This window comes from Anaerosphaera multitolerans (assembly GCF_004006535.1).
Classification (GTDB): domain Bacteria; phylum Bacillota; class Clostridia; order Tissierellales; family Peptoniphilaceae; genus Anaerosphaera; species Anaerosphaera multitolerans.
This window is the reverse complement of the sequence record NZ_RLIH01000005.1, coordinates 16,816-38,808: the sequence shown is the minus strand read 5'-3', so window position 1 is coordinate 38,808 and position 21,993 is coordinate 16,816. Positions and strand designations below refer to the sequence as shown.

Annotated in this window: 25 protein-coding genes and 1 tRNA gene; 20 read left to right on the top strand and 6 right to left on the bottom strand. The window is 28.5% G+C overall.

The genetic code is table 11. The features are described 5' to 3' along the window. Positions 1–15 precede the first annotated feature (15 nt). From rsmD to EF514_RS04700, 3 genes are read left to right on the top strand one after another with little or no spacing between them, the layout of a single operon-like run. The gene (gene rsmD / locus EF514_RS04710) at positions 16–561 is read left to right on the top strand and encodes a 16S rRNA (guanine(966)-N(2))-methyltransferase RsmD (RefSeq protein WP_127724280.1); all 546 of its coding nucleotides are present in this window, start codon (positions 16–18) and stop codon (positions 559–561) included. Further along, complete coding sequence (gene coaD, locus EF514_RS04705) at positions 558–1,040, top strand: pantetheine-phosphate adenylyltransferase (RefSeq protein ID WP_127724279.1); 483 nt, start codon at positions 558–560, stop codon at positions 1,038–1,040. The genes rsmD and coaD overlap by 4 nt, the downstream gene beginning before the upstream one ends. Before the next feature lies 1 nt (position 1,041). Further along, entirely contained in the window at positions 1,042–1,482 is a 441-nt protein-coding gene (locus EF514_RS04700; RefSeq protein ID WP_127724278.1) for an ATPase, read from the top strand. On the opposite strand, the gene EF514_RS04695 is transcribed toward EF514_RS04700, so the two are convergent. Continuing rightward, a complete protein-coding gene (locus EF514_RS04695) occupies positions 1,479–2,669 on the bottom strand; it encodes a nucleotidyltransferase (protein WP_127724277.1) in 1,191 nt (396 codons plus the stop codon). The two genes, EF514_RS04700 and EF514_RS04695, sit on opposite strands and share 4 nt — an antisense overlap. A gap of 170 nt (positions 2,670–2,839) precedes the next feature. Here EF514_RS04695 and EF514_RS04690 point away from each other — a divergent pair, with 170 nt between their 5' ends. From EF514_RS04690 to EF514_RS04655, 8 genes are all read left to right on the top strand, one after another. Then, a complete protein-coding gene (locus EF514_RS04690) occupies positions 2,840–4,096 on the top strand; it encodes an acetate kinase (protein ID WP_127724276.1) in 1,257 nt (418 codons plus the stop codon). A 109-nt stretch (positions 4,097–4,205) separates the two neighbouring features. Continuing rightward, complete coding sequence (locus EF514_RS04685) at positions 4,206–4,730, top strand: YceD family protein (protein WP_127724275.1); 525 nt, start codon at positions 4,206–4,208, stop codon at positions 4,728–4,730. Positions 4,731–4,732: 2 nt separating this feature from the next. Further along, on the top strand, positions 4,733–4,912 hold the full coding sequence (gene rpmF, locus EF514_RS04680; protein WP_127724274.1) for a 50S ribosomal protein L32: 180 nt from the start codon (positions 4,733–4,735) through the stop codon (positions 4,910–4,912). A gap of 153 nt (positions 4,913–5,065) precedes the next feature. Beyond that, positions 5,066–5,806: a YebC/PmpR family DNA-binding transcriptional regulator gene (locus EF514_RS04675; protein WP_127724273.1), complete on the top strand. Its 741-nt coding sequence runs from the start codon at positions 5,066–5,068 to the stop codon at positions 5,804–5,806. Positions 5,807–5,808: 2 nt separating this feature from the next. Next, the gene (locus EF514_RS04670; protein ID WP_127724272.1) at positions 5,809–6,420 is read left to right on the top strand and encodes a flavodoxin family protein; all 612 of its coding nucleotides are present in this window, start codon (positions 5,809–5,811) and stop codon (positions 6,418–6,420) included. Further along, positions 6,407–7,063: a deoxyribose-phosphate aldolase gene (deoC, locus tag EF514_RS04665; protein ID WP_127724271.1), complete on the top strand. Its 657-nt coding sequence runs from the start codon at positions 6,407–6,409 to the stop codon at positions 7,061–7,063. The genes EF514_RS04670 and deoC overlap by 14 nt, the downstream gene beginning before the upstream one ends. Beyond that, a complete protein-coding gene (gene lgt / locus EF514_RS04660; RefSeq protein ID WP_127724270.1) occupies positions 7,053–7,802 on the top strand; it encodes a prolipoprotein diacylglyceryl transferase in 750 nt (249 codons plus the stop codon). Before deoC ends, lgt begins: the two co-directional genes overlap by 11 nt. Continuing rightward, positions 7,799–8,548, top strand: a complete 750-nt coding sequence (locus tag EF514_RS04655; protein WP_127724269.1) for a metallophosphoesterase — start codon at positions 7,799–7,801, stop codon at positions 8,546–8,548. The genes lgt and EF514_RS04655 overlap by 4 nt, the downstream gene beginning before the upstream one ends. A gap of 14 nt (positions 8,549–8,562) precedes the next feature. Here the strand turns inward: EF514_RS04655 and EF514_RS04650 are convergent, their stop codons facing one another. Continuing rightward, positions 8,563–9,795 carry an aminopeptidase gene (locus EF514_RS04650; protein WP_127724268.1) on the bottom strand — a complete coding sequence of 411 codons (1,233 nt, stop codon included), beginning with the start codon at positions 9,793–9,795 and terminating at the stop codon, positions 8,563–8,565. Between the two features lie 94 nt (positions 9,796–9,889). Between EF514_RS04650 and EF514_RS04645 the strand changes: the two genes are divergently transcribed. Both EF514_RS04645 and EF514_RS04640 read left to right on the top strand, forming a co-directional pair. Then, the gene (locus tag EF514_RS04645; RefSeq protein WP_127724267.1) at positions 9,890–10,501 is read left to right on the top strand and encodes a helix-hairpin-helix domain-containing protein; all 612 of its coding nucleotides are present in this window, start codon (positions 9,890–9,892) and stop codon (positions 10,499–10,501) included. 51 nt (positions 10,502–10,552) lie between these two features. After that, positions 10,553–10,628, top strand: a tRNA-Trp gene (locus EF514_RS04640). Between the two features lie 226 nt (positions 10,629–10,854). On the opposite strand, the gene EF514_RS04635 is transcribed toward EF514_RS04640, so the two are convergent. Next, a complete protein-coding gene (locus EF514_RS04635; protein WP_127724266.1) occupies positions 10,855–11,697 on the bottom strand; it encodes a pirin family protein in 843 nt (280 codons plus the stop codon). Positions 11,698–11,886: 189 nt separating this feature from the next. Here EF514_RS04635 and EF514_RS04630 point away from each other — a divergent pair, with 189 nt between their 5' ends. Beyond that, positions 11,887–12,159 (top strand): YhdT family protein, encoded by a 273-nt coding sequence (locus tag EF514_RS04630; protein WP_127724265.1) that lies wholly within the window; start codon positions 11,887–11,889, stop codon positions 12,157–12,159. A gap of 1 nt (position 12,160) precedes the next feature. Further along, a complete protein-coding gene (gene panF / locus EF514_RS04625) occupies positions 12,161–13,627 on the top strand; it encodes a sodium/pantothenate symporter (protein ID WP_205666371.1) in 1,467 nt (488 codons plus the stop codon). Here the strand turns inward: panF and EF514_RS04620 are convergent. Then, positions 13,610–14,530 (bottom strand): ribonuclease H-like domain-containing protein, encoded by a 921-nt coding sequence (locus EF514_RS04620; protein ID WP_127724264.1) that lies wholly within the window; start codon positions 14,528–14,530, stop codon positions 13,610–13,612. The genes panF and EF514_RS04620 overlap by 18 nt on opposite strands. Positions 14,531–14,603: 73 nt before the next feature. On the opposite strand from EF514_RS04620, the gene EF514_RS04615 reads away from it, so the two are divergent. Genes EF514_RS04615 through EF514_RS04600 form a run of 4 tightly spaced genes read left to right on the top strand, consistent with a single transcriptional unit; the run spans position 14,604 to position 18,374 of the window. Next, positions 14,604–15,746, top strand: coding sequence for a cysteine desulfurase family protein (locus tag EF514_RS04615; protein ID WP_127724263.1), 1,143 nt, complete (start codon positions 14,604–14,606; stop codon positions 15,744–15,746). Positions 15,747–15,750: 4 nt separating this feature from the next. Next, on the top strand, positions 15,751–16,926 hold the full coding sequence (gene thiI, locus EF514_RS04610) for a tRNA uracil 4-sulfurtransferase ThiI (RefSeq protein WP_127724262.1): 1,176 nt from the start codon (positions 15,751–15,753) through the stop codon (positions 16,924–16,926). Positions 16,927–16,929: 3 nt separating this feature from the next. Further along, positions 16,930–17,484 (top strand): LemA family protein, encoded by a 555-nt coding sequence (locus EF514_RS04605; RefSeq protein WP_127724261.1) that lies wholly within the window; start codon positions 16,930–16,932, stop codon positions 17,482–17,484. A gap of 17 nt (positions 17,485–17,501) precedes the next feature. Next, positions 17,502–18,374 carry a TPM domain-containing protein gene (locus EF514_RS04600; protein ID WP_127724260.1) on the top strand — a complete coding sequence of 291 codons (873 nt, stop codon included), beginning with the start codon at positions 17,502–17,504 and terminating at the stop codon, positions 18,372–18,374. A gap of 17 nt (positions 18,375–18,391) precedes the next feature. On the opposite strand, the gene EF514_RS04595 is transcribed toward EF514_RS04600, so the two are convergent. Continuing rightward, positions 18,392–18,922, bottom strand: coding sequence for a hypothetical protein (locus EF514_RS04595; protein WP_127724259.1), 531 nt, complete (start codon positions 18,920–18,922; stop codon positions 18,392–18,394). A 420-nt stretch (positions 18,923–19,342) separates the two neighbouring features. On the opposite strand from EF514_RS04595, the gene hutG reads away from it, so the two are divergent. Beyond that, on the top strand, positions 19,343–20,344 hold the full coding sequence (gene hutG, locus EF514_RS04590) for a formimidoylglutamase (protein ID WP_127724258.1): 1,002 nt from the start codon (positions 19,343–19,345) through the stop codon (positions 20,342–20,344). 648 nt (positions 20,345–20,992) lie between these two features. Here the strand turns inward: hutG and EF514_RS04585 are convergent. Then, positions 20,993–21,649, bottom strand: coding sequence for a hypothetical protein (locus tag EF514_RS04585; RefSeq protein ID WP_127724257.1), 657 nt, complete (start codon positions 21,647–21,649; stop codon positions 20,993–20,995). Positions 21,650–21,993 lie beyond the last annotated feature (344 nt).

The window sequence follows — 21,993 nt, the reverse complement described above, 5'->3', positions numbered from 1 at the left end:
AAATTTGGAGGAAAAATGAGGGTAATATCTGGTATTAATAGGGGTATAAAATTAGAAACCCTTAAAGGGAATTCTACAAGACCAACGGAAGATAGAATAAAAGAAAATGTATTTAATATACTTGGTCAAAACTTTTTTGATACATATGTTTTAGACTTATTTTCCGGAAGCGGTTCAATAGGTATAGAATTTTTATCCAGAGGAGCTGCTCATTGTTACTTTATTGACAATAACGTAAAAGCAATTGATATTATTAGGAGAAATCTTGAAAAAACAAATTTAAGTCAAAAATCTACTGTTTTAAAAATAGATGCCTTAGTTTTTTTAAAAAAATATAATAATATTAAGTTTGATTACATTTATGTCGATCCTCCTTATGAAAATAAAACTTTATATATGGAAGTTGTTAAAAGCATTTTAAAAAATGAGTCATTAAAGAGAGAAGGCTTTTTGATAATTGAACAAAACAGTAACTTTGATTTAGATTTTAATGATTCTTTGGAAATGGTTAAGTACAAAAAATATGGTAATACTTCAATAGGAGTTTGGAAAATTAAATGAAAGTTATTTATGCTGGGAGTTTTGATCCGGTAACAAATGGTCATATTGACATAATACTTAGATCAAGAGATATATTTGGTGAAGTTATTGTAGCTGTGCTAAATAACAGAAACAAAAAAGTAATGTTTTCTGTTGAAGAACGATTGGATCTTTTAAGTAGGGTTTTAGATAAAGAGGAAAATATAGAAATAGATTCTTTTGAAGGCTTATTAGTTGATTATGCCAAGAAAAAAAATTGCCGAACTGTTGTAAGAGGTATTCGAACATCTATGGATTATGAAAGTGAATACACTCTTGCTAGAGCAAATATGCACTATAAAGATGGTGTTGAAACTATTTTTTTACTGGCTTCAGATGAAAATTCATTTGTTAGCTCGACCCTTGCAAAAGAAGTAGCACAATTCAACGGTGATTTATCCATTTTTGTACCAGACATAGTGGGTAAAGCAATGATGGATAAAATAAAAGGAGGTAAATAATATGAGTTTGTTGGAATTAGTTGAAGAACTTGAAGATTTAATAGAAGCATCAGGTCAAATTCCATTAACGGGAAAAGCCATGATAGATAGAGACGAATTTCTTGAAATAGTCACTGAAATGAAAGAAGATTTTCCTGAAGAATTAAGAGAGGCGAAAAAAATATGTGCCGATAGAGGTACTATAATGCAAAGTGCTCAGTCTGAAGCGGAACGAATTATTAACGGAGCAAAAGCTCATGCTGAAGAAATAATTTCGGAGAATCAATTAGTTAAACAAGCAAATGAAAGAGCCAATGAAATACTTAGAAAGGCCAATGACGAGTCTTTGCAAATTAGAGAAGGAGCAAGAGATTATGCCGATCAACTCCTAGAGAATACTCAAGTAAAACTTTCTGAAATAATTAAAATGTTAAATGAAAATAGACAAGAACTTAGAGGTTAATCTCCAAGTTCTTTTTTTAGGATTATATAATTTTTAAAATAATCTTCATTAATATTATTATTTGTAATAATATTATAAATATTTGTGGAAAACTTTTCTTTTAAGGCAATCTGTTTAATAATACTTTCTGCGGGAAGTTTATTAATATTGGAGAACTTTTCAATTATATAGTTTTCTTTTTTTATTTCTTTAATAATATTAAATCCTATTTCATTTGAACCTAAAATTCTAATATAGGGTTTAGCAAAACTTTTTAAAATAAAAAATTTATCTAGGTCAAGTAGAATTTGCACAAGTAATCTTGAAATTCTTGATTTAGTATATCTTTTACTAGTTATGGAATTAATAAAAGAATAAATATCTTTGGAATTTAAATTATTTAAAAATCTATTTTCCAATCCATTTTCATAATCAAAATAATTAGAATATTTCAAGTCGTTTTTTAATATTATGTATTTTAAAATATCAAAATAATTGTTGAAATTATTATAAGTAGAGTTTTTAAGAATATTAAAAGCGCTCTGTGGCATAAATTTTTCAACAGAAGTTAAATCACCACTTAAAATTAAATTTCTTATATTTGATGCTGAAGAAAATTCGGCTTTGGTAATTTTAGAATTGTGTCTAACGGATTTTCTTTTTATAGACTTTGGTTGAATTTGAGAATTAAATTCTCCTAAGGCTTTTAAATATTCCAATGCCAATATGTTATTAGGTTTTTTTAACATTTCAATTTGATTATAATTTAAAAAATCATAAGAAGCCTCTCTGGCCTTTAGAAAAGATTTACCGGTATTTAATTCAAATTTTATTTTCTTATCAATGTAATCTTTATTTTCTATTATTAAATCCGTTATTTCACTTAATTCAATTAAATTATTTTCACTTCCAAAAAATAGATTATCAACTACATTTAAAGAATCTAAAATAAAAACGGATCCCTTAGCGAAAATTTCCGCATTTGAAGTGCAATATATACTGGGAAGTTCCAAAACTAAATCTGCACCATTTCTTAAAGCCATTTCACTTCTGAGAAACTTATTTACAATTGCTGGTTCTCCTCTTTGAGTGAAAGATGAGCTCATAAGAACTATTATAGAGTAACCTTGTTCTTTAATTTTATCTATTTGATATTTATGTCCATTGTGAAAAGGATTATATTCGGCAATTATTGCAGCTATCTTCATAAGAACTCCTTACTGTATTTTATTAATTTATATTTTATTATATAATAATATCACACTACCTTACCATATAAATATTTTGAATGATACTTATGTAATTTTCATTGTAAAGTGTCAGGGAAAAGTAAGGAAATATGTTATAATTATAATGTAAAAAATTTTAGGGGGAACGTATGAAAATTTTAGTTATTAATTGCGGTTCATCTTCATTAAAATATCAGCTTATAGATATGGATAATGAAAATGTAATTGCTAAAGGACTTGTAGAGAGAATTGGAATTGAAGGCTCACGCATAAAGCATGAAACTATTGGAAAAGAAAAACAGGTTATTGAAAAACCATTAGCTGATCATAGTAATGCTATAAAATCTGTAATTGATGCATTAACTAATTCTGAATTTGGAGCAGTAAGCTCACTTGATGAAATTGGAGCAGTGGGCCATAGAGTAGTCCATGGAGGAGAAGATTTTTCTGAAAGTGTTGTAATTGATGAAAAGGTGATGGAAGCTATAGAAAGAAATATTGAATTAGCACCTCTTCATAACCCACCAAATATTATGGAAGCTATAGAAAGAAATATTGAATTAGCACCTCTTCATAACCCACCAAATATTATGGGAATAGAAGCTTGTCAAAAATTACTTCCAAGTATTAAACAAGTTGCAGTATTTGACACAGCTTTTCATCAAAGTATGCCTCCAGTAAATTATGTATATGCAATACCATATAAATATTATGAAGAAGATAAGATTAGAAGATATGGTTTCCATGGAACGTCTCATAAATATCTAACTCATAGAATGGCTGAGTTGTTAAATAAAAATGTTGAAGAGGTAAACTTAATAACTTGTCACTTAGGTAACGGATCAAGTATTTCCGCTATTAAAAAGGGAAAATCAGTAAATACTTCTATGGGACTAACTCCTTTAGAGGGATTACCAATGGGAACACGTAGTGGAGATATAGATCCTGCAATTGTAACTTTTATTATGGATAAGGAAAACTTAAATACAGAAGAAATTTCCAATATATTAAATAAAGAATCAGGGGTACTTGGGATAAGCGGAGTAAGTTCTGATTTTAGAGATATAGAAGAAGCTGCGGAAGCCGGAAATGAAAGGGCACAATTAGCTCTTGATGTATTTGAAGATAAAGTTAGAAAGTTCATTAGCTCATATATTACTGAGTTTGAAGATATTAATAAGATAGATGCCATTGTATTTACGGCAGGTTTAGGAGAAAATTCGCCTGAAACTAGAGAGCATATTATTAATAAAATGTCTGTATTCGGATTAAAAATAGATAAGGCAAAAAATAATGTTAGAGGTAAGGAACAGTTAATATCTTCTGATGATTCTTCAATAAAGGTTTTCGTTGTACCAACTGACGAGGAAATGATGATAGCAAGAGATACTCTTAGTTTAGTTTAATTATTATGTCCATTACTTTTGCTTAGATAGTAAGTAGTAATGGACATTTAAATTGACAATCTATCTGAAATATTATATAATTATTTGCATTGGTTTTGAGGTGGATAAAATGAAACTTGATATAAGAGATTTTTTACAAAGCTCTGATTATAAAATGGAGTTTAATGGTCAATTAAAAGAACAAAAAAGTAACTATGACATCAGTGATTTAGATTTAATTTTTCCTGTGGATTATGATGGTATTATTTTTAATTTAGGCGATGAAATTATGCTTGATTTGTCTGTTAAATACAAGTATAATACACAGTGTGATAGATGTCTTAAACCAATGATTGAAGATGTTGAAACAAATTTAAAAGCTTTTTTTCTCAAAGATATTGAGAATGTTTTTGAAGATGAAGCCAGTAAAGAATATTTTGATTTAATAGATAATCAAATATTTCTAGATGATTTAATAATTTCACAAATAATTACTTCTATTCCCTTTAAAAGTTTATGTAAAGAGGAATGTAAGGGTATTTGTCCGAAATGTGGAAAGGACTTAAATGAGGGTTCTTGTAAATGTGATGAAGAAATTGAAATAGATCCGAGATTTGGGAAACTAATGGATTTATTTAATGATGAGGAGGTGTAGCAATGGCAGTACCAAAGAGAAAAACTTCAAAACAAAGAAGAAATAAGAGAAGAGCATCTTCTTATAGATTAAATAAAGTGACTTTAGTTGAGTGTTCAAATTGTCATGAAACTAAAATGCCGCATAGAGTATGCCCAAGCTGTGGTTACTATGATGGAAAAGAAGTCGTTGCAGTTGACTAATAAATTAAACTTCCTAAATATAAGGAAGTTTTTTTATTGTAAACTATAATTTGTTAGAATAATGCTGGAATCGCAATGGTGAAAATTTAATTTAACTATGATAAAATAATGTTTAAAGCTTAACTAGAAAAGAATTGAAAGGTGTGTAAAAATATGGCAGGACATTCCAAGTGGAATAACATTAAAAATAAAAAAGGCAAAGAAGATGCTAAAAGGGGTAGAATATTTACTAAACTGGGACGCTACATTATGGTAGCTGCAAAAGAAGGTGGACCGGACCCTGAATATAATCCTGCTTTAAAAGTTGCAATTGATAAAGCAAAAGCAGAAAATATGCCAAATGATAATATTGAAAGAGCTATTAAAAAGGGTAGTGGAGAAGGAGCGGAGGATAATTTTGAAGAGATTATCTACGAAGGTTATGGCCCAAATGGAATAGCTGTAATGGTTCATTGCCTGACAGATAATAGAAACAGAACAGCTTCAGAAATAAGACATGCTTTTGATAAATACGGTGGAAATCTTGGTCAATCTGGATCGGTATCATTTATGTTTGATAGAAAAGGTCAAATAGTTATTGAAAAAGTTGAAGGGATTGACGATGAAGAATTGATGATGAGTGCACTTGATTTAGGCGCAGAAGATGTAATTGAAACTGATGATTTCTTAGAAATATTGACAAATCAAGAAAATTACCATGTTTTAAGAAATGGTCTTGAGGAATTGGGTTATGAATTTATAAAATCAGACATTAGTTATATTCCTCAAAATTATACAAAATTAGAATCTGAAGAAGATATTATAAAGATGGAAAAAATGATTGATGTATTGGAAGATAATGATGATGTCCAAGAGGTATATACTAATTGGGAAGAATCTGGAGAGGATGAATAATTATGAAAGTCGTAGCCATAATGGGCAGTTCTAGAAAAAATTTAAATACCCATAATTTACTAGAGATGTTTTTAAATAAATATAACTTAAAAGAAGAGGAAATAAATATTTTCAACTTAAAAGATTTAGATTATAAATATTGTTTGTCTTGTTATGGTTGCGAAAGGACTTCAAAATGTATTTTAAGAGATGATCTAACTGACATATATCCCCTTCTAGAAGAGGCTGATATAATCGTTTTTGCCACGCCTATCTATTATAATAGCGTATCTGCATTATCAAAGGCTTTTATAGATAGAATGCAAGTTTACTGGACAAGAAAATTTAGATTATCCTTAGATCCTCCTAAGGAAAAATATGGAGTTGCACTAATTGATGGTGGTGCTTTTGAACAGAAAGATCAATTTTTAGGTTCTGAATTGGTTTTTGATCATTTTTTTAAATCTTTAAGTTGTAAAAAGCACACTATTATTGAAGTATCTAATACTGATGATTGTCCAATAGATGAAAATAATTTAATGTTGAAAGAAATGTTTGATGGTATGGAGTTAGATTTAAATAAAAGTAGTTTTTATAGATTATCCGGAGGAAAGATACAAAATGGAATTGAATAAATATATTGACCATACCCTTTTAAAGCCAGAATCTAGTAGAAAACAAATTAAAAAACTATGTGATGAAGCTATAAAGTTTAATTTTAAATCTGTATGTATAAATCCCTATTGGGTAAGTTATGCAAAGGAACTCTTAAAATCCAGTGATGTAATAGTATGTACTGTAATTGGTTTTCCTTTAGGAGCTAATACTACAGGCTTAAAAGCTTTTGAAACTAGACAAGCTATAGAAAATGGTGCCGATGAAATTGATATGGTCATAAACGTAGGGCTCTTGAAAAACAAAGAGTTTGATTTAGTTGAAAAAGACATTAAAGAAGTTGTTAATTCAGCTAAGGGTAAATGTGTAAAAGTTATTATTGAAACTTGTCTTTTAGAAAAAGATGAAATAATAGATGCTTGTAAAATCATAGAAAGAGCAGGGGCTGATTTCGTTAAAACTTCTACGGGGTTTAATAGTGGTGGAGCAACCGTTGAAGATATAGAGCTTATAAAAAGTGTAGTTGGAGATAGGTTGTTTATTAAAGCTTCAGGTGGAATCAGAGATTTAAATACGGCAGAGAAAATGATAGATGCAGGGGCTTTAAGGCTGGGCGTAAGTGCCGGTGTTGATATAATGATGGAGTTTAAAAATGAACATTAATCCCATTGCATTTACGATATTTAATATTGATGTACATTGGTACGGTATTTTAATAGCCATAGGAGCATTTTTGGCCATCTATTTTGCAGGGAAATTAGCTAAAAGAGAAGGTTTATATAATGATGTAATGATTGACTTTGCATTTTTCGCAGTAATATTTGGAGTCATAGGAGCAAGACTATATTATGTGATTTTTAACTGGGATTATTATTCCAAATATCCTGCTCAAATTTTTAATACTAGAAATGGCGGTTTAGCTATATACGGCGGTATTATAGCGGGAATTATAGTAGGATATATTTTTAGCAAAGTTAAAAAGATTGATTTTTTCACCTTGGCAGATTGTGTAATTCCGGGAGTTAGTTTAGCTCAGGGAATAGGTAGATGGGGAAATTTTATTAATGTAGAGGCCTATGGAAGACCTACAGATTTACCTTGGGCTATTACTGTAAATGGTCAAAAGGTACATCCGACATTCTTATATGAGTCAATTTTAGATATAGGAATATTTTTACTGTTGTATTTTTATTTATCAAAACATAAAAAATTTAATGGACAACTATTTATGACCTATTTTATTTTATATGGCTTGGGAAGATTCTTAATAGAGGGATTGAGGACGGATTCTCTATATTTAGGTCCAATAAGAGTATCACAACTTGTAAGTTTAATTATTCTGGCAATAGGCTTGGCAGCTTATATTTATTTTTATAAAAAAGAAGGAAAAATTAATAAATGATATTTTTATTAATTTTTATATTTTATTTAATTTTTCAGTTATCAGTATTTAAAGTTTATAGTTTAAATTTTGAATCTGAAAAAATAACCAGTGAAATTAAGATTACTCAAATATCTGACTTCCATGACAATAAATTGATTAATTATAAAAATTTAAAAGATTCAATAGATAAATTTAAACCGGACTTAATAGTTCTTACAGGAGACATTATAAACAGATATACTACAAATTTATCAAATGTATATAGTCTTTTGGAAATAATAGAAGACTATAGGGTTTTATTTGTGGAAGGAAATCATGAAGTAGACAATTTAAATAAATCTATTTATAAATTATTAGAAGAAAAAAATATAGAAAATATTTCAAAATCTAATATATCTTTTACTATGAAGTCGCAAAAAATCAATATATATGGAAATGGATTCGGCAAGGAAAATTATATTAAAAGGAACTTAAAAGAAAATGAATTTAATTTGCTTTTAACTCATAATCCCCATGATTTTGTGAATAACTACGAAAAATTTGATTTAGTATTAAGCGGACATACCCATGGCGGTCAAGTTAGACTACCGATATTGGGCCAAATTTTAGACCATGGCCCTACTTTATTCCCTAAGTATAGTAAGGGTTTTTATAAAGTATTTTCATCTCTTTTATATATAGATTCGGGATTAGGTCAAAGCTTATATATAAGAATTAACGATAGAATATCTTTTACCAATATAGTATTAAAAACTCCTAAATAGGAGTTTTTAATATGTTAAATAGAAAAATTACCCTCTTTAAATATTTGAGTTTTTTTACCATTTTTTTCAACACCAAAAATATTAGTTGTTTTATCTCCAATCATAAAATCAACGTGAATTAAAGAATCGTTAACGCCATGCGCTGCCAATTCTTCGTCATTCATATATTCTCCACCTTCAATACAAGTTGGATAGGCCTTTCCAAGAGCAAGGTGGCAGGAGGCATTTTCATCATAAAGGGTATTGTAAAATAAAGTATTTGTATTTGAAATAGGAGAATCATAAGAAACAAAGGCAATTTCGCCCAATCTTTTAGATCCTTCATCAGATTCCAATAAATTTTTTAAAGTACTATAACCGACTTTAGCATCAAAATCGACAACAACTCCATTTTCAAATTTCAAATAAAAATCATCAATTAAGTTTCCATTATAATTTAATGGTTTGGTATTATAAACTATACCATTAGCTCCATCTTTATGTGGCATTGAAAATACTTCCTCAGTTGGCATATTTGCAACAAAGACTTCTCCATATTTGTTTAATTCGCTAGCCCCTGAAAAAATATAGTTATTAGGCATTTTTATTTCCAAATTAGTACCGTTATCAGATAATATAGTTATACTGTCAAATTGCTTTTCATTTAGAAATTTAGACCACTTAGTTAAATTATCAATATGTTCTTTCCAAGCTTGCAAAGGATCTTTTTCAAACAATCTAACACTTTGAAAAATCATATTCCAAAGTTTATCAATAGCTTCATTTTCATCTAAAGTTGGGAAAACAACTTTAGCCCATGCAGAAGTTGCAGCACCGACTACACACCAAGAAATCTCATTATTCATCAATTTTGAATTAAATTCTTTTAATGCTTTTGAAGAAGCTATAATAGAGGAATTTATTTTATTAGAGTCTATGTCTGAGAATATATTGGGATCATCGCCGACAATTGAAAGTATTTTAGCCCTTTTTCCCATATAATAATTTTGCTCATCAATAAAATGTTTCGGAATATCACTTAGTGTTTCAATATTTGCGTATGTGTAACGAATTTTAGAAAATTTTTGATTTCTATAATTAATTTTTACATCCTTAGCGCCTTTCTTATAGGCAATTTCTGCAATTAGATTTATAAATTCATGATTTTCCACTTCGCCTCTTACTACAAGTAAATCATCTTCTTTTATTTGTAGACCGACATCCATAATTAGTTCGCCATATTTTTTCAAATTTTCAAAAAAAGACATTTTATCACCTCAAAATAATTATAACATATCTTGAAAGATTGAAAATTTTATTATAATATGACCGTAATAAAACAAATTTTCTTAGGAGGTTACTATGAAAAATCTAAACTCTAAAGAAAAGCAGATAATTATATTAATTGGAATAGTTTTTATAGTATTTATTTCTACTGTTCTTAAAGAAAACTTTATTAGTGAAAATAAAATTGATAATTCAGTTTCTAACGAAGTAGATTTAAATATAGTGAAGTATGATGAAGAGGGTGAAGCGAGTAAAGAAAAAATAGAAGAGAAAATATATGTACATATATCAGGTAGAGTTAAAAATCCTGGTTTAATAATTCTAGATTCTAATTCAAGAGTTGTTGATGCTATAGATAAGGCCGGCGGATTATGCGATGATGCTGATGCAGATAAAATAAATTTAGCTAAAAAGGTTACTGATGAAGAAAAAATTTACATACCATTAATCGGGGAAGTTGAAGATATTAATTACTCAAAAGAAGAGGGGGAAAGTGATAAGATTAATTTAAATACCGCAGATGAGGGAGAACTATGCACTTTACCGGGAATTGGTCCTAAAACAGCGGAAAAAATATTGAAATATAGAGAAAATTATAAATTTGAAGAAATAGAAGATATTATGAATGTATCTGGTATTGGTGAGAAAAAATTTGATGCTTTAAAGGACTATATTTCCGTAAGATAAAAAACAACTTGCTATTTTGATAGAAATTTGTTAAACTAAATATTGTTGCATAGGGGTATAGTTCAGTTGGTAGAACACTGGTCTCCAAAACCAGGTGCCGTGGGTTCGAGTCCTGCTACCCCTGCCATATAAAGCTTGTAGCTATAAAGGTTACAAGCTTTTTTGTTTTTTAAATTTAATTTACTTAGTTAACTAAGGGGCAGATTTTTAAAGTGTGTTTTTCACATAATATTATTTTGGAAAACATATATTCTGAACTTATGTTTCCAAAGAAAACAATTATTAAATTATGATTGCACTATAATAAATTTAAAACTATAAAAAGCCTGGAAAATTCCAAGCTTTTTATAGTTTTATTTTGCATTTTCCTTTATAAAAGTGTCATTGTCAAGTTCTGTGAAAGCTTGTGTTAATTCATCTCTGGTATTCATTACTATTGGACCGCCCCAAGCAATAGGTTCTCCTAAAGGCTTAGCCATGGCAAAAATAAATCGTAAAGGATTCTCTTCAGTAGCTTTTACAGTGATATAATCACCTTCACCTAGTAACACTGCAGTTTTTGCATCAACTTTTTCTCCAGCTATATAGCCATCTCCATCTAGTAAAAATATAAAAGAGGTTTCTCCCGGCTTGGTCTTGATTTTAACTTCTGAGTTTTCACTTAAAGAAACATCATAAAGATTTGTTTTAATATGTGGTGAATCAACTCCTTTAATTCCCTCATATTCACCAGCTATTACTCTGAAAACAACACCATTTTCTTCTTTAACTCCAACCATATCTTTAGTTATATCAAAATATTTAGGAGTGGTCATTTTCTCTTCTTTAGGTAAATTTAACCAAAATTGTAATCCTAACATTCTTTCTGCAGGTTGGGGCATTTCTTGGTGTAAAATTCCACTTCCGGCTGTCATCCATTGACTTTGACCTGCTAAAATTTTTCCACTATTTCCAAGACTATCACCATGGTCAATTTCACCTTCAGCTAAATAGGTAATAGTTTCAATTCCACGGTGAGGGTGCCAAGGAAAACCTTTGATATAATCTTCCGGATTTTTTGAATCAAAAGAATCTAACATTAGAAAAGGATCAAAATCATACATTGTATTTGGTCCTAGTACACGTACTAGATGAACGCCAGCTCCGTCGATTGCATGACTGCCTTTTATTTTTCTTAAAATATTCTTTTCTTGCATATTATCATCCTTTCTTGTAGCTATATAATATATGCCCTTTAATACTAGAAAATATCTTTCATAACAATTATATAATACTCGTCAAGTAACAAATGTAGAAATTTCTATACATATTTAAAATTATTTGTTATACTACTAAAAACTAACTTATGAAATAGGACTGAAAATAAAAAGATAAAGAGGTGTCTTATGAAAGAAATAAGGAGTAATGAGGAAAAAAACAAACAAATTATAAAAGAAACCAAAGTATCGCTATTATTATATTTGCTATATTTTTTATGGTGGTATTTTACCGGATATGGTCTATCTAAAGGGAATCCCGAAAATTATACCTACATATTAGGACTGCCTCTTTGGTTTTTTTTAAGCTCAATTGTAGGTTATGTATTATTTGTTATAGCAATAATTGTTGTCACCAGATTGTTTTTTAAGAACTTTAATTTAGAAGATGAGGAGTTATAAAATGGGTTACAATTTTATTATTTTAAGTGTATTAATATTATACATTGCTTTAAATTTAGTAATAGGATTAAAAATCAGTAAAAAATCCTTAAATAATACTAACTTTATTAATAGTTATTTTATAGGTGAACGCTCTATGGGAGGATTAGTCTTAGCAATGACTCTTGTTGCAACATTTATAAGTGCATCAAGTTTTATAGGAGGACCTGGAATAGCTTATTCTAAAGGTTTAAGTTGGGTATTTTTATCTATGATACAGGTTCCTACGGCCTTTATTATCTTAGCAGTGCTAGGGAAAAAGTTTGCAATAATTGCAAGAAGGACAAATTCGGTAACTATTACAGATTTTATAAAACATAGATATGATTCTCCATTGGCAATAATAATTTTATCTCTATGGATAATTATATTTTCAATAGCTCAAATGATGGCACAATTTGTAGGTGGAGCAGTACTTTTTCAATCGGTTACAGGATTACCTTATATTGTAGGATTAATTATATTCGGATTTGTTGTAATTCTTTACACAAGTATAGGTGGATTTAAGGCAGTAGTAGTAACAGATACTATACAGGGAATTGTAATGGTAATAGGTTCAATTATATTTTTAACTACTATAATTTCAAAGGGTGGGGGAATAGAAAATATAGTTGTAAAATTAAATGAGGTTAATCCTGGCTGGAATACTCCTGATGCAGGGGGAGAAGCTCCTAAAGCATTCATTATGAGCTTTTGGATTTTAGTGGGTATTGCTACAATTGGACTTCCTCAAACTGCAGTTAGAGCAATGGGCTTTAAAGATACTAAATCTTTACATAATGCTATGATATATGGAACTGTAGTATTAGGTGCAATTATGTTAATTATGCATATAAGTGGAGTTTTTGCTCCGGCAGTTTTAGAACCGAATGAATTTCAAACCACTGATTATGTTGTTCCAACAATTGTATTAAAATATCTCAACCCAATTGTTGGAGGTTTATTTATTGCGGCTCCAATAGCTGCAGTAATGTCTACAGTTTCTTCACTACTAATAATGACTTCCGCTGCTATAGTAAATGATCTATACTTAAATTTTTCAAAAACTTCAAAAGAGAATATTACCGAAAAATTTTTAAGTAAATTTAGTGTATTGACAACTTTTTCAATAGGTCTAATAGTGTTTCTACTTACAATTACGCCTCCAGATTTAATAGTATGGATAAATTTATTTGCAATGGGAGGCATGGAATGTGCTTTTTTATCATCTATAATATTTGGATTATATTGGAAGAGGGCAAACTCGACTGGAGTTATCTTGTCAAGTACTTTAAGTCCTATAATATATATATTAATGAAACAATACAATATATCATTTTATGGATTAGATGCCATAGTTCCTTCAATAATTATTTCAATTATATTGTTTGTAGTGGGTAGCTTCTTAGGAAAGAAAACCAACGAAGAAAAACTAAAGGTGTTTTTCTAAAATTGAACGAACTAAGTTTTGAATATTATCATAAATGATTTTATCTGTGGATAAAATTAAAATGTCCTTGGGAGATGGAATACCAGATATATTTTCTAAATTTTGAAAGTTAGATTTTTGAACGTAGTTACAATATACGTTTTCTTTATATAAATTTTTTTCTGTTTCAATTTCAATAATAAAGTTTTTATCCTCAACTATAAAACTGTAATTAAATAAATTATAGTATAGTGAAGTATTGACAGATGTATTGCCTTTAATTATTAAAAAATTTTTATCAAAGATAATATTTTCAATTTTAAAACTTTCATCTTTTACATTTAATGAAAGTTTATTATCTAAAATTTCTAAGATTTTTAAGCTTTGAACCAATCCGGAAACATCATCTTTATTATGAGTTATTATTTCATTTAATATTATTTCATCTTTATCTACTAGATAATTTTTATAAAGTTCTACAATATTACCACCACTTGTAAATTCATCTCTATTTATATTTAAAAATTCTTCAACAGTTTTCTGTTTGTAGTTTTTTAAATTGAGAAGGAATTTATAATTTGTAAGGTATCTATATAAATCAAAGTTTAATATATTGTCGTTGGGAATTTTATAAATTTGTTTTCTTTCCTTAATAAAGGGGACGTCAAAAGATTGACCGTTATAGGTTATAATATTTTTGTTGTTGAGTTTAATTGATTGTAAGATTTCTATTTCTTCTTTCAAATCATCGGCAAATAATAATTTTAATTCCGTAGACTCTTTAATTTCGCAGGTGCAAATTAAAAATATAGAATCTTTTTTTCTTGATAAGCCTGTAGTTTCTATATCTAAAGCAATGTGATTTTTAAAGTTATTTAAAATAAATTTATCTTTTATATTAAAATCAAATATATATTCTCTCATTTTTTACTAACCACCTTTAATTTATTTTAATTGTAATCTATAATATTAATATTGACAATGAGAAGGTGATAATATGATTTATTTAGATAATTGTGCGACTACTCAGCCGCGAAAAGAAGTTGTGGAAGTTATGGTTAAAGCTTTAACTGAAAACTTTGCAAATCCTTCATCGCTTCACAGTCTAGGTTTTAGTGTAGAAAAAGAAATTAATATGGCAAGAAGCAATGTAGCTAATATAATAAATGCTGACGATTCGGAAATATACTTTACTTCAGGCGGAACAGAGGGAAATAATATTGCCATTAACGGTTTTGTTAATAAAAATAAAAAACTTGGCAATAAAATAATTACAACGAGTATAGAGCACTCCTCAATACTTGATAAGATAAGATCCTACCAAGATTTTAATGTAGTTGAAGTAGGGGTGGATAGATATGCTAATTTAAATTTAGATAATTTATACAGAGAAATTGATGATAAAACAATCCTATTGACTTTAGCCCATGTTAATAATGAAATTGGTACAATTAATGATGTTGAAAAGATAATAAAAAAAGCTAAGTCAATAAATAAAAATATTTTAATTCATATAGATGGAGTTCAAGCTTTTGGAAAAATAACTATAGATGTAAAAAAAATAAATTGTGATTCCTATTCATTAAGCGGACATAAAATTTATGGACCTAAGGGTATTGGTGCTTTGTATATAAAAAGTAACACAAGAATTAATCCATTAGTAATAGGTGGGGGACAGGAAAAGGGATTAAGATCCGGAACTGAAAATGTTCCCGGAATTTTAGGTTTAGGAAAAGCCGCAGAGTATGTAGAAAAAGAATTTATAAATGAATATAATCATGCAGTGGAAATTAAAGATTATTTAAAGAAAAAGATTAATGAAGAACTTGAAGACTTTGAAATTAACAGCCCGAAAAATTCTTCTCCATATATACTTTCTCTTTCAATAAGAAATATAAGAGCAGAAGTATTATTGCATTATTTGGAACAGGATGAAATATATATTTCCACTGCTTCTGCGTGCTCTTCTCATGGAACTAAAAAAAGTCATGTTTTAGATCAAATGGGTATTGAAAACTCATTAATGGAAGGTACTATAAGAATATGCACTTCAAAAGATATAAGTAAAGAAGATATTGACATATTTATTTCAAAGTTATCCATTTATGTAGAAGAAATTAGGAAGATAATGAAAAGGTGATTAAGTGGAAAGAGTAATAAGCGTAAGTTTAGGAGAAGTTGTTTTAAAGGGAAAGAATAGAAAACATTTTGTAGATAAAATAATTGGGCAGATAAAACGATCTATTGCAAATATTGGATATAGTAGAATTTATAAAGAAATGGGTAAAATATACATTGTAGCTGATTATGAAAAATTTGATTCTATTATAGAAAGAGTTAGTCATGTATTTGGAATAGTATATATTAGTCCGTGTATAAAAGTAGAAAAAGATTTGGATAATATATTGGAAGGTGTTAAAGAAGCTGTTAAAGAGGAACTGTCTAAAAATAATTCCATTAAAACTTTTAAAGCTGAAACAAAGAGGTCAGATAAAAATTTCCCCTTAAAATCCATGGAAATAAACAATAAGATAGGTGGTTATGTTTTAAAAAACTTTCCTTTAAAAGTAGATGTTCATAATCCGGATTTATATGTTTATTGTGACGTAAAAACAGATTGTTATATCTATACAAAAAAGATAAAGGCCTATGGCGGAATGCCTGTGGGAACTAATGGAAGAGGATTATTACTGCTTTCCGGAGGAATAGATTCTCCAGTTGCAGGATTTTTAATGGCTAAAAGAGGAGTGGAAGTAGATGCAGTACATTTTCATTCCTATCCTTTTACATCGGAAAGGTCGGAAGAAAAAGTTTTAAATCTGGCTAAAATTATTTCGGCCTATATTGGAAATATGACAGTTTATTCCGTTAACATTCTTCCAATTCAAAAGGAAATAAATAAAAATTGCCCTGAAGAAGAAATGACTATTATATCAAGAAAGTTTATGGTTCGAATTGCGGATAAAATTGCAGAAGATAAGGATTATATTTCATTGATAACTGGTGAAAGTTTGGGGCAGGTTGCTTCGCAAACTATAGATGGTTTAAATGTAACTAACAAAGTGACAGACAGGTTAATTTTTAGACCTTTAATAGGTATGGATAAAGTTGATATAATAAACTGGTCAAAACGGATTGGAACTTATGAAACTTCAATTCTTCCCTTTGAAGATTGTTGCACTGTATTTTTACCCAAGCATCCTTCTCTAAGGCCTCAAGTAGAAGATATTGAAAAGTCCGAGGAAGTTTTGGATATTGAAACTTTAGTAAATGAAGCAGTAGAAAATATGAAGATAATTAAAATAAAACAGGAGAATTAATTTATGAAAAAAATAATGGCAGTAATTTTAGCAATAATAGTGATTTTAGGAGCTTTAATTGTACCGAAGTATAATAAGCTTGTTAAACTGGATAATGAGGTAGATTTAGCCTATTCTCAAGTTCAAGTAGTAGTGAAGAGAAGAGCAGATTTAATTCCAAATTTAGTTGAGACAGTTAAAGGTTATGCCACTCATGAGGAAGAAACTTTTTTACAGGTTACTGAAGCTAGAGCGGGGATTGATTCAGCAAAAAATATTGATGAACTATCTCAAGCTAATGAAGAATTAAATACCGCAGTAAATAGATTGAACTTTGTAGTGGAAAGTTATCCTGAATTAAAGGCAAATCAAAACTTCCAAGATTTACAAGTGCAACTTGAAAGTAGCGAGAATAGAATTTCCACAGAAAGACAAAGATTTAATGATACTGTTAAGCAATATAATGAAGCAGTTAGATCTTTTCCTATGAACCTTCTAGCAGGATTATTCGGATTTGAAAAGAAAAGTTACTTTGAAATATCAGAACAAGACCAGCAAGTCCCTAATGTTAGTTTTTAAATTAATAGAGGAACTATATGAAAATTAAAAGAATTTTTGCTCTGACCTTATCTTTTTTATTATTAATATCATTTAATGGTTTTGCTTTTAATATAGATGATTATTTAATAGATCAAAAAGATTCCGATTATAATGTCTATGATGAAATGAACTTTTTAACAGAATCTGATAAAGATTATATTAACAATACTAATAGAGATTTACAAAACAAGACAGGTGGCCAAGTTGTAGTAATGATTTTAAAGTCCTTAAAGGGGATTGATATTAGTGAATTTGCTGTTGCTCAGTTTGAAAAATGGCAAATAGGAGATGCTAAAGAAGATAACGGATTGCTACTAATACTTTCATTAAATGAAGGTGAAATAAAAATTGAAACCGGCTATGGTACTGAGGGATTTATACCTGATATTATAGGCAATAGAGTAATTAGAAATATAGTTTTGTATTTCCCGGAAGGAGATACCACCGGCGAAAATAAAGAGGCTTACAGAAATGGAATAATGGAAGGTTATAATGAAATTCTTTCCTATTATGTAGATGAGTATGGAGTTACTATTGAAAATTTAAAAGAACCTCAAAATGAACGGCAGGAAGAGGATAATAGTTATATAAGTTTGTATGAAATCATTAAAATTATGGTAATCATACTATTAATAATAGCAGCTTTTAATTTTTTTAATAGACCTAACGGTGGAAGCAAAAACAAGAAGAATAATAAAAATAATACTTATCCGCCATTTTTTGGAGGTTTCTGGGGAGGCTCTTTTAGAGGCGGTGGATACTCGGGAAGAGGCTCAGGTGGAGGTTTTTCCGGTGGTAGACATTCAGGCGGCGGATTTTCAGGTGGAGGAGGAAGATCCGGCGGTGGTGGAGCAAGAGGAAAATGGTAAAAATAGAGGCTAGGCCTCTATTTTTGATCTTTAAATCCTTCTCTTATAACTTTGTATTCGCCAGTTTCAGTATCTAAATCATAGATATTGAAATTAGTATTAATATCAAATCCTTCAAGATGAGTAGCTAAATTTATAGAAGCAGAACCATTATCTCCACTAACTATTCTATGAAATACACCAACCGGCCACACAAGAACTGCTCCACCTTCAAAAACAACTTTACCATTATGAATAATTCTATTAGGTTCAACAGTAAATTTTTCAACTTTTCCGTGAGAAGGTGTATAAATTTCAACATATCTCGTTCCTTGAAGCACAACTAAGTTATCTTCTTGACTTGTATGCATATACCAAGGTCTTTCTATATCTCCTACAGCACCTGGTGATACAGCTCCTCCCTTATGAAGTACTCTATCTACGGCATCAACTTTTGGAACCATATCTTTTACCATTACATCAAAAGTTACGCCTTCAGTTTTTCTAAATTCTTTTAACTTAATAATTCTGTATAGACCTTCAATTTCATCAATAATATAGTCTTTCATAAAATTCCTCCCTTATAAATACTATACATTTTATATACCCTTCAAATAAAAAAGCTATCTTAAAAGATATAATTAAGTTTCATATTTTATATATTAATTAAATATAGAGCATATATTTAGGAAAGTAAAAAGTTTAAGATTAAGGTTAAAAACACTATAAATAAATATAGTTTTAAATATAATAATATAATGCGAAGAATGTTACTTTAAGGTATAATGAATAAAATTACTTTTGGTTTTAATAGGCTGAAAAACACTTTGAAATTCAACATAAAATTTAAATAGTATCTTATATAATTGTAATATTGCAATTTAATAATATTATTTTTTATGGATATTGTGCCTATGCTTGAGATATAAATGTTATAAATAGAACTTGAATCTGTAAAGTTCTAATAATATAAGTTAAAGGAGATTAATATGAAAATAAAAAACTATTCTCTAACAAGCAAAGATAATTGGACTGGAAGAGTTGACGATGAGTATGATTTTGATAGCTTTCGTTGGCATCAATGGATAGAATTTCTTGATTTAAATGATGAAAGTTTAAATCCTTTTGATGGAAAACTTGCTTTTGGAATTCTAGGATTTCAAAGTGATTTAGGAATTGAGTTAAACAAAGGTCGTGTTGGAGCTGCAAATGGACCGAAAGCAATTAGAAAAGAACTTTCAAATTTACCTTGTCAGTTTAGCAAAGAAATAAAATTATTTGACTGTGGAAATATTACTACTTTAGATGATTTGGAAGAATCTCAAAATGCTCTTGCAATTGCTGTAGAAAAGATGTTATCTCTGAATTTAACACCTATATTACTTGGAGGAGGGCATGAGATTGCTTTTGGTCATTACAAGGGTATATCACAGTTTCTAAAAAATAAATCAAAGAATAATTTAGGAATTATTAACTTTGATGCTCATTTTGATTTAAGACCTTATAAAGAGCATGGAACATCAGGTACTATGTTCAGACAAATTGCTGACTATACGAAAGAAAATAACTTGAAGTATTCTTATTTTTGTTTAGGAATACAAAAACATTCAAATACTAAAAATTTATTTGAAGTAGCAGAAAGTTTAGGAGTAGATTATATACTTGCTAAGGACATTGTCAATGGAGATTATGAAAGTATAACACCAAAGCTAAATAGTTTTATTGAAACACAAGATTATATTTATACCACAATATGTACTGATGTATTCTCAACATCATTTGCTCCCGGAGTAAGTGCTCCACAACCTCTTGGACTTGATCCTGAAATGGTAATTTTATTTTTAAAACATATTTTAAAGTCGAAAAAATTAATTAGTTTTGACATAGCGGAAGTTTCACCTCGATTTGATCATGATAGTACAACGGCAAACTTAGCAGCTGTTCTAATTTTTACATTAGTTACGAACCTATCGGAAATAATATTTAGTTAATTTATAATAGAGTTGAATTTAGTTTAAATTTTAAATAATAAATATAAGAATGATTGTTTAATGAGAATTTAGAAGAATTAAAAGAGCCTTAGGAAATTATTCCTTAGGCTTAATATGTCAAAAAATATCATTTAGGGAAAAGTATAAAAGTATAGAATGTACTAACGTTAAAAAGTATTAAAAGATTTTGTGTACAATTTCTTTATATATTTTTTATATCTATAAGTCATTTCTTAATAAGTATTTATTAAAATATAATATATTTTCAGATTTCAATCATAGTTAAAACAATGAAACCATTAATGAGCAAATATATAATATTGTTGGACATAAAATTAATAATCTTTCTGTTAGTAGTGAAGAAGGCTTTCAAATAATCCTTAAATATATATTAAATTCAAAAAAAATACAAAAGACTATAAATACAACTATTAGTTTAAGTCATAATAACAAGGATTATAAAAACGTTTATTAAAAGTTAAAATTCATAGTTTAGTAAAGGAAGAAAATTCCTTTTTAACGTTTAAAAATTGATTGAATTTGGATTATATGTTTATATTATGAAAATTAAGCCCTGTCAGTATGAAATGAACAGGGCTTTTATAATTTGAACACAATTTAGATGTATTATTGAATGATATAGCTATTTTATTCTTGACTAAATATTTCCAACAAATAAGGATATATTATTTCTTTAAAATCACTTATTTCCATATATAATGCATAGTCTTTACTATAAATATCAAGTTTTTTCTTAGTGATTTCGTCATTGCTTTTGTAATAGAAATAATATTGATAATAATCTTCTCCAGAATATAAATCGCCACCTTCGTTTACAAAATAATAATCATAAGATGTATCAGTATATTTTTCCAACATATATCCCACATTTACATATTTTGTATTCCTATATTCATCAGTTTGAATTACGATATTGGAATTATTGGTAATTATAGCTCCTGGAGCAGCACAAGCTTTTATGTTTTTGGGCCAAGATGGGCCTGGTTCACTTGGCGAACATTTCATCCACATAGGTTTGTAATCAACACTTAAACTAGATATTTTGGGGAGGTCGGATATTTTAATATAGTTTGATCCATTTTTTTTAATAATAGAAACACCTAAAATCTCATCATCATAATAATATGGACTGTCTTTTAAAGGGATTGCTAAATCTTTACTAGATGTAACTCTAATATAGTCATTTGACTCATTTAAACTATTTTTAGTATCACTTGCATATGTAAATAAAGGAGTAGTTAAAATGAGTATGGCTATAAATACTACTAAACTCTTTTTATTCATGTAAATCATCTCCTTGTTATTATATATAATAAATAAATGTTTATTATGCAAAAATCTAGTGAATAATGAAAACTTCTACATTTATTGTCCATAAATAAGACCGCCTTATATATGCTGATTTAAGTATTTTCCATTTTTTATGTTATTCTCAAAAAAGAAAAAAATCCTAATATGTAAAAATAGAAGGTAATTGAATGAGATGTTAAGAAAATTTATGTTAAATATAATATATCACGAAAAATAAAATTGAATCGTACTAAATAAATACAATGTTAATATGTAAATAAAAGTATTTAATTGATTATAATTATATTTTTACAGGATAAAATAAAAGTATCATTTGA

Bases quoted from the DNA above. Each gene is read 5' to 3' on its own strand.
- rsmD (WP_127724280.1), top strand. From the start codon at position 16: ATGAGGGTAATATCTGGTATTAATAGGGGTATAAAATTAGAAACCCTT.
- coaD (WP_127724279.1), top strand. From the start codon at position 558: ATGAAAGTTATTTATGCTGGGAGTTTTGATCCGGTAACAAATGGTCAT.
- EF514_RS04700 (WP_127724278.1), top strand. From the start codon at position 1,042: ATGAGTTTGTTGGAATTAGTTGAAGAACTTGAAGATTTAATAGAAGCA.
- EF514_RS04695 (WP_127724277.1), bottom strand. From the start codon at position 2,669: ATGAAGATAGCTGCAATAATTGCCGAATATAATCCTTTTCACAATGGA.
- EF514_RS04690 (WP_127724276.1), top strand. From the start codon at position 2,840: ATGAAAATTTTAGTTATTAATTGCGGTTCATCTTCATTAAAATATCAG.
- EF514_RS04685 (WP_127724275.1), top strand. From the start codon at position 4,206: ATGAAACTTGATATAAGAGATTTTTTACAAAGCTCTGATTATAAAATG.
- rpmF (WP_127724274.1), top strand. From the start codon at position 4,733: ATGGCAGTACCAAAGAGAAAAACTTCAAAACAAAGAAGAAATAAGAGA.
- EF514_RS04675 (WP_127724273.1), top strand. From the start codon at position 5,066: ATGGCAGGACATTCCAAGTGGAATAACATTAAAAATAAAAAAGGCAAA.
- EF514_RS04670 (WP_127724272.1), top strand. From the start codon at position 5,809: ATGAAAGTCGTAGCCATAATGGGCAGTTCTAGAAAAAATTTAAATACC.
- deoC (WP_127724271.1), top strand. From the start codon at position 6,407: ATGGAATTGAATAAATATATTGACCATACCCTTTTAAAGCCAGAATCT.
- lgt (WP_127724270.1), top strand. From the start codon at position 7,053: ATGAACATTAATCCCATTGCATTTACGATATTTAATATTGATGTACAT.
- EF514_RS04655 (WP_127724269.1), top strand. From the start codon at position 7,799: ATGATATTTTTATTAATTTTTATATTTTATTTAATTTTTCAGTTATCA.
- EF514_RS04650 (WP_127724268.1), bottom strand. From the start codon at position 9,795: ATGTCTTTTTTTGAAAATTTGAAAAAATATGGCGAACTAATTATGGAT.
- EF514_RS04645 (WP_127724267.1), top strand. From the start codon at position 9,890: ATGAAAAATCTAAACTCTAAAGAAAAGCAGATAATTATATTAATTGGA.
- EF514_RS04635 (WP_127724266.1), bottom strand. From the start codon at position 11,697: ATGCAAGAAAAGAATATTTTAAGAAAAATAAAAGGCAGTCATGCAATC.
- EF514_RS04630 (WP_127724265.1), top strand. From the start codon at position 11,887: ATGAAAGAAATAAGGAGTAATGAGGAAAAAAACAAACAAATTATAAAA.
- panF (WP_205666371.1), top strand. From the start codon at position 12,161: ATGGGTTACAATTTTATTATTTTAAGTGTATTAATATTATACATTGCT.
- EF514_RS04620 (WP_127724264.1), bottom strand. From the start codon at position 14,530: ATGAGAGAATATATATTTGATTTTAATATAAAAGATAAATTTATTTTA.
- EF514_RS04615 (WP_127724263.1), top strand. From the start codon at position 14,604: ATGATTTATTTAGATAATTGTGCGACTACTCAGCCGCGAAAAGAAGTT.
- EF514_RS04605 (WP_127724261.1), top strand. From the start codon at position 16,930: ATGAAAAAAATAATGGCAGTAATTTTAGCAATAATAGTGATTTTAGGA.
- EF514_RS04600 (WP_127724260.1), top strand. From the start codon at position 17,502: ATGAAAATTAAAAGAATTTTTGCTCTGACCTTATCTTTTTTATTATTA.
- EF514_RS04595 (WP_127724259.1), bottom strand. From the start codon at position 18,922: ATGAAAGACTATATTATTGATGAAATTGAAGGTCTATACAGAATTATT.
- hutG (WP_127724258.1), top strand. From the start codon at position 19,343: ATGAAAATAAAAAACTATTCTCTAACAAGCAAAGATAATTGGACTGGA.
- EF514_RS04585 (WP_127724257.1), bottom strand. From the start codon at position 21,649: ATGAATAAAAAGAGTTTAGTAGTATTTATAGCCATACTCATTTTAACT.